We start from the raw sequence: 6,601 nt of genomic DNA on the forward strand, positions 1-6,601 counted from the left end.
CACCGCCCCCGCCGTACGCCGCCCCGCCCCCGGGGCGCGGGGGCTCCGGCGGACGCGCGCTACGGGACGACCGTCACCGGCCAGCGGCCCGCCCTGACCAGGCGGATCGCGACCGAGCCCGCGAAGCGGTGGCCGGCCTGTTCCGAGGCGCCGACCACCACCGCGTCCGCCGTCAGTTCCTCCGCCGCGCTCACCAGGCCCGCGTACGGGTCCCCGTGGAACGTGTGGAACTCCCAGCGCACGTCGTAGACGCCCTTGAGGCGCTCCGCCGCGCCCCGGATCTCGGCCACCAGCCCTTCCGCGATCTCCCCGGTCGCGCCCGCCACCGGTGCGCCCAGCGAGGCCCCGGCCGGCATCACCGGCTGGACGTACACCAGCGCCAGCAGGGCGTTCTGCCGCCGGGCCAGCCCGGCCGCGTACGCCGCGGCCCGCAGCGAGGACTCCGAGCCGTCGACCCCGGCCAGGATCACCTTCGGCCCGTCGGTTCCGCGTTCGAATCCCGTGTTCACGTGCTCCGTCACGTTCCGAGGCTATCGGGCTCGCCGCGCGGACCGGCGCCGCCCTCCCTACAGTGCGAACCATGAGTGCCACCGTGGAGGAGACGCGCGGGACCCGGAACCGCTTCCTGAACCGGGTGCCGGACGGATTCGGCGCGTTCTTCGGAACGCTCGGCCTGCTGTGCGCTCTGCTGGCGCTCTCCCCGACGCTGCGGCGGCTGCTGCGGCACGTCGTGCGCTTCCTCGACCTCATCGTCGTCCCGGTCAGCGCGAACCTCGCGTACGCCGTCTTCCTCTTCCTCCTCGCCGCGGCCCTCGGGACCCGCAAGAAGGTCGCCTGGTGGATCGTCGTCACCTATCTGGCCCTGCTGATCCTCGCCGACGTGGTGGCCATGGCCGACGGGGACTACTGGATCGGCGTGCCGTCCATGGCCATCGCCGTCGCGGGCCTGGTGCTGCTCATCGCCGCCCGCCGGGAGTTCTACGCCGCCGTCCGGCCCGGCGCCCTGTGGCGAGCCATGATCGTGCTCGGGCTCGGACTGCTCGCGGCCGTCCTCGTCGGCTGGGGCCTCGTCGCCCTGTTCCCCGGCACCCTGCCCAAGGGCCAGTGGCTGGACTGGGCCGCCAAACAGGTCTTCGGCGGCCTCTTCTCCGCCCGCCAGTTCGACGGGCGCCCGCCCCGCCCGGTCTACTTCCTCCTCGGCCTCTTCGGCGCCCTCGCCCTGCTGAACGCCGCCACCACCCTCTTCCGCTCCCAGCGCCTCACCGCCGCCCTGCACGGGGACGAGGAGCCCCGCATCCGCGCGCTCCTCGGCGCGTACGGGCGGGCCGACTCCCTGGGCTACTTCGCCACCCGCCGCGACAAGGCCGTCGTCTTCGCCCCCAACGGCAAGGCGGCCGTCACCTACCGCGTCGAAGCCGGCGTCTGCCTCGCCAGCGGGGACCCGGTGGGTGATCCCGCCGCCTGGACCCCCGCCATCGACGCCTGGCTCGACGTCGCCCGCCGCCACGGCTGGCAGCCCGCCGTCATGGGCGCCTCCGAGGACGGGGCCACCGCGTACGCCCGCTCCGGCCTCGGCGCCCTCCAGCTCGGCGACGAGGCGATCCTGCAGGTCGCCCACTTCGACCTCGACGGCCGCGACATGCGGGTCACCCGCCAGGCCGTCAACCGGGTCCGGCGCACCGGCGCCACCACCGTCATCCGCCGTCACCGCGCCCTCTCCGAGGACGAGATGCAGATGATCGTGGACCGGGCCGACACCTGGCGCGACACCGAGACCGAGCGCGGCTTCTCCATGGCCCTGGACCGGCTCGGCGACGCCGCCGACGGCGACTGCCTCCTCGTCGAGGCGTTCGACGCGCAGGGCGAGCTGATCGCCCTGCTGTCCTTCGTCCCCTGGGGCAAGGACGGCATCTCCCTCGACCTCATGCGCCGCGACCGCTCCGCCCCCAACGGGGTCATGGAGTTCATGGTCGCCCAGCTCTGCGCGGCCGCCCCCGCCCTGGGCGTACGCCGGATCTCGCTGAACTTCGCCGTCTTCCGCTCGGCCTTCGAGGAGGGCGGCCGGATCGGCGCGGGCCCGGTCCTCAGGCTGTGGCGCAAGCTGCTGCTGTTCTTCTCCCGCTGGTGGCAGCTGGAGGCCCTGTACCGCTCGAACGTCAAGTACGGCCCCGAGTGGTACCCGCGGTTCCTCTGCTATCAGGACGCCGGCTCGCTCGCCCGGGTCAGCCTCGCCTCCGGCATCGCCGAGGGATTCGTCTCCGTACCCAGCCTGCGCACCCTGTGGGGCAACGGACACCCCAAGGGCCTCACCAACCCCGCCAGCACCGAGGGCCTGCCGTCCATCGCCTCCATGAACCTGGACGCCGTGGGCGAGGACGCCGGGGCCGCCCCGGCCGAGCGGCTGCCCGAACAGGTCCGGGTCCGCCACGACAAGCTGGAGCGCATCCGGGCCGCGGGCACCGACCCCTACCCGGTGGTCATCCGCGCGCGCACCCACACCGTCGCCGAGCTCAAGGCCGCCCACCCCGGATACCCGCCCGGCACCCGCACCGGCGAACCGGTCACCCTCGCCGGACGCGTGATGCTCGTACGGGACCTCGGCGGCGTCGTCTTCGCCGTCCTGCGCGACTGGTCCGGGGACGTACAGCTGATGCTCACCCGCGACGAGGCCGGCCGGGAGGTGCTGGACACCTTCACCTCCCAGGTCGACTTCGGCGACCACGTGGTCGCCACCGGGGAGGTCGGCGCCAGCAGGAGCGGCGAGCTCTCCCTCGTGATCGAATCCTGGCAGCTCACCGGCAAGTGCCTGCGCCCCCTGCCCGACAAGCGCAAGGGCCTCGCCGACCCCGAGGCCCGGGTCCGGCGCCGCTACCTCGACCTCGTCTCCAGCCCCGGGGCCCGCGACGTCGTACGGGCCCGCTCCAGCGCGGTCCAGGCGCTGCGGCAGGGGCTGCTGGACCGCGGCTATCTGGAGGTCGAGACCCCGATGCTCCAGCAGATCCACGGCGGCGCCAACGCCCGGCCCTTCCGCACCCACATCAACGCCTACGACCTCGACCTGTACCTGCGCATCGCACCCGAGCTGTACCTCAAGCGGCTCTGCGTCGGCGGCATGGAGAAGGTCTTCGAGATGGGCCGCACCTTCCGCAACGAGGGCGTCTCCTACAAGCACAACCCCGAGTTCACGATGCTGGAGGCATACCAGGCCTTCGCGGACTACGACGTCATGCTCGACCTCACCCGCGAGCTGATCCAGGGCGCGGCCACCGCCGCCTTCGGCTCGCCCGTCGCGCACAAGGCGGGCCCGGACGGAAAGCTCGTCGTGCACGACATCTCCGGCACCTGGCCGGTGAAGACGATGTACGGGGCGATCAGCGAGGCCCTCGGCGAGGAGGTCGACGCCGACACCGGCGAAGACGTCCTGCGCCGGCTCTGCGACCGGGCGTCGGTTCCGCACACCCCCGAGAACACCCGCGGTGACGTGGTCCTGGAGATGTACGAGCGGCTGGTGGAGGAGAAGACCAAGCTGCCCACCTTCTACAAGGACTTCCCCACCGACGTCTCCCCGCTCACCCGCCAGCACCGCAAGGACCCGCGGCTCGCGGAGCGCTGGGACCTCGTCGCCTTCGGCACCGAACTCGGCACCGCCTACTCCGAACTGACCGACCCCGTCGAGCAGCGGCGCCGGCTCACCGCCCAGTCGCTGCTCGCCGCCGGCGGCGACCCCGAGGCGATGGAACTCGACAACGACTTCCTCGACGCCCTGGAGTACGCGATGCCGCCGACGGGCGGCCTCGGCATCGGGGTGGACCGCCTCGTCATGTTCCTCACGGGGCTGACGATCCGCGAGACCCTTCCGTTCCCGCTGGTGCGGCGCGGCTGAGGCCCGCCCGGGACGCCCCGGCGCGGCACCGCGCGGCGCTCCCGGCTGGTCCGTGCGGGTGAGGGCGACGGGTCGCCTCCGCGCCACTCGACATCTCCGGCGATGTCGTTGATACGTAGTAATAATGAAAAATGACGAGCCGACAGTAGGGCGACGCGTGCTCCTGCGTACCGCCGTCTTCCTCGGAGTCGCGGCCGCCGCCGGACTGGTCACCACGGGCGGGGAGGGGCTGCCCGGCACGACCGCCCCCGGGTCCGGACCCGCGGCCGGGCCGGGCACCGGACCGGGGCCGAACCCCGCCGCCGGAGCCCCCGGCGCGCTCTCCCGGGGGCTGCCCGAGAAGGCGTACCGGCTGCGCCCGATGACCGCCGAGGCGCCCGCCCGGCCGCCCGCCGCGAAACCGGCCGTCCGGACCCGCCCCATCGAGGCGCTCCCCGCCGGCGCGAGCACGGCCAGCTCCATGGTCCTCACCTTCGACGACGGCCCCGACCCCCGCTACACGCCGGGCATCCTCGACGTCCTCGCCCGCTACGGCGTCCGCGCCCTGTTCTTCGTCTGCGGGGAGATGGCGGTCGAGAACCGGGACCTGCTGCGCCGGATGGCCGCCGAAGGCCACGTCATCGGCAACCACACCTGGACCCACCCGCTCATCCCCAAGCTGAGCCGCCCCGCCCTCGTCTCCGAGATCGGCCGCACGAGCGAGGTCGTGCGCCAGGCCGTGGGGGAGGCGCCGGTGTGGTTCCGGGCGCCCTACGGGGCATGGAACCGGGCCGCCTTCGAGATCGGCGCCGAGCTGGGAATGGAGCCGCTGGCCTGGACGGTGGACAGCCTGGACTGGACCGAGCCGGGCACGACCGCGATCGTCTCCCGGATCCTCAAAGGCGCCGGGCCCGGCGTGGTCGTCCTCTCCCACGACGCGGGCGGCGACCGCTCCCAGAGCGTCCGGGCCATCGAGTCCTACCTGCCCCAACTCCTCGCCCGGGGCTACCGGATGACCCTCCCCGTACTGCCCGCCGCCCAGATGCGCTGAGGAGGGGGTCCGCTGCGCTGCGGAGCGCCCCCGCCCGGCCCGTGGTGCGGGCCCGGCGGGGGCGCCGGCGCGACGGCCCGCACCGGCCCCGCCTCAGCGGGCCTCCACCATGCGGGCGAAGACGACCACGTTGCCCTCGTAGCCGCGGGCCTTCGAGTAGCCGCCGCCGCACGTGATCACCCGGAGCTCCGGGTGCCCGGTGTCGCCGTACACCCGGGCCCCGGGGAAGGCGTCCTTGGAGAACACCTCCACGCCGTACACCTCGAAGACCGCGGTGCGCCCGTCGTAGCGCTCCACCTCGATCTGATTGCCCGGCTTGACCGACCCCAGGCCGAAGAAGACCGCCGGTCCCTGCGCGTTGTCCACGTGGCCCACGATCACCGACGAGCCGCGCTGGCCGGGCGAGATGCCGTTGAGGTACCAGCCCGCGAGATTGCGGTCCTGCGGCGGCGGGGCGTCGATCCAGCCCTCGGCGTCCAGGCCGACGGTCATCACCGGAGCGTCCACGTTGATCGTGGGGATCCGGACGCGCTGCACCGAGGAGTGCTCCAGCACCTCCATGTCCGCGGGCGGCGACGGAGGATTCGCCGGCAACTGGCCTGCCGCCACCGCGACGGCCGAGGCCGCGGTGGGCTGAGGCGGCCCGTCGTCGATGTTCACACCGTTGCGCACCATGGCGAGGCCGCTGAGCATGACCAGGGCGAGCGCGCCCCACGGTGAGCGTTTGCGTGACTGCCCGGTCTCGTCCTCGCCCATCGTTCTCCCTTCCCGACGCGGGGGTCCCGACCCGCGTGCGTGTCCCGCCCCAGTACGCCCTACTTCACGCACGCTAAGGCGACCTCGGCGGGACGGCGAGAGGGGAGGGGCGAACGGGTGGCGCTGCTCCGAAGGGGCCGGAAGGGGTGCGCCCATCCAGGTAATCGTCACATAAATGCCTGACGGGTCGTGACCTGCGGATCCGTCAGTTCCACGGCCCGCTCGTCGGCGTGTCGCTCAACCGGGCGGCCCAAAGGCGGAAATGCGGAGCTTGCGGGCCGGATCGAGGGTTCGTCGTGGGAGGCGTTCTCGTCGATCATCCGGGGCCGACGCTCCGGGGCGCTTCCCGCTGGAGGTTCCACCATGCGTGCTTTCCGCGCTCTTGCCGTGACGGCGGCGGCCTGTGCCGCCGTCGCCCTCAGTGCCCCATTCGCCTCTGCGAACCCCCCTCAGGGCGGGGGTGGCGGGCCGAGCAACATCTCGGTGAACCCGTACTCCGTACACCAGGGATCCACGATGCAGGTGAGCGCGTCGGGCTGCGGACACGGCGGTACCGTCACCTCGCACGGCAACTTTCCGCCGGCCAACCTGTCCGCCGGTTCGATCGGTTTCGCCACCGTCCGGATCTTCAACCACGCCTCCCCGGGCCACCACACGCTGTCGGTCAAGTGCAACGACAGCAGCCTCGTGGCCACGCACCGCTTCACCATCCTCGAAGGCCGGCCCTCCCAGGGCGGCATCGGCGGATCCCTCGGCCCGTCCGCCGCCGAGACCGCCATCGGCGCGGGCCTCGTCGGCGCCGCGGCCCTCGGCGCGGGCGTCCACGTGATGCGCCGCCGCCGTCCGGTCAGCGGCAGGGTCTGACCGGCCGACCTCCCCGGTCGGACCCGGGGGACCCACCCCCGAACCGCCGGTCGCCCCGAGTCCTGGCC

General features: G+C 73.2%; 5 protein-coding genes. 3 read left to right on the top strand and 2 right to left on the bottom strand.

The window, feature by feature from the left end; genetic code table 11:
* Positions 1-59: 59 nt before the first annotated feature.
* Complete coding sequence (locus ABT106_RS13185) at positions 60-521, bottom strand: universal stress protein (protein ID WP_351276063.1); 462 nt, start codon at positions 519-521, stop codon at positions 60-62.
* A gap of 59 nt (positions 522-580) precedes the next feature.
* On the opposite strand from ABT106_RS13185, the gene lysX reads away from it, so the two are divergent.
* Complete coding sequence (gene lysX, locus ABT106_RS13190) at positions 581-3,883, top strand: bifunctional lysylphosphatidylglycerol synthetase/lysine--tRNA ligase LysX (protein WP_351276065.1); 3,303 nt, start codon at positions 581-583, stop codon at positions 3,881-3,883.
* 124 nt (positions 3,884-4,007) lie between these two features.
* The gene (locus ABT106_RS13195) at positions 4,008-4,913 is read left to right on the top strand and encodes a polysaccharide deacetylase family protein (RefSeq protein ID WP_351276067.1); all 906 of its coding nucleotides are present in this window, start codon (positions 4,008-4,010) and stop codon (positions 4,911-4,913) included.
* Positions 4,914-5,006: 93 nt separating this feature from the next.
* Here the strand turns inward: ABT106_RS13195 and ABT106_RS13200 are convergent, their stop codons facing one another.
* On the bottom strand, positions 5,007-5,669 hold the full coding sequence (locus ABT106_RS13200; RefSeq protein WP_351276069.1) for a class F sortase: 663 nt from the start codon (positions 5,667-5,669) through the stop codon (positions 5,007-5,009).
* Positions 5,670-6,032: 363 nt separating this feature from the next.
* Between ABT106_RS13200 and ABT106_RS13205 the strand changes: the two genes are divergently transcribed.
* Positions 6,033-6,533 (top strand): hypothetical protein, encoded by a 501-nt coding sequence (locus ABT106_RS13205; protein ID WP_351276071.1) that lies wholly within the window; start codon positions 6,033-6,035, stop codon positions 6,531-6,533.
* The last annotated feature ends 68 nt before the right edge of the window (positions 6,534-6,601 follow it).

It is taken from the genome of Streptomyces sp. NPDC002044 (genome assembly GCF_040296725.1).
GTDB classification, from domain to species: Bacteria; Actinomycetota; Actinomycetes; order Streptomycetales; family Streptomycetaceae; genus Streptomyces; species Streptomyces antarcticus.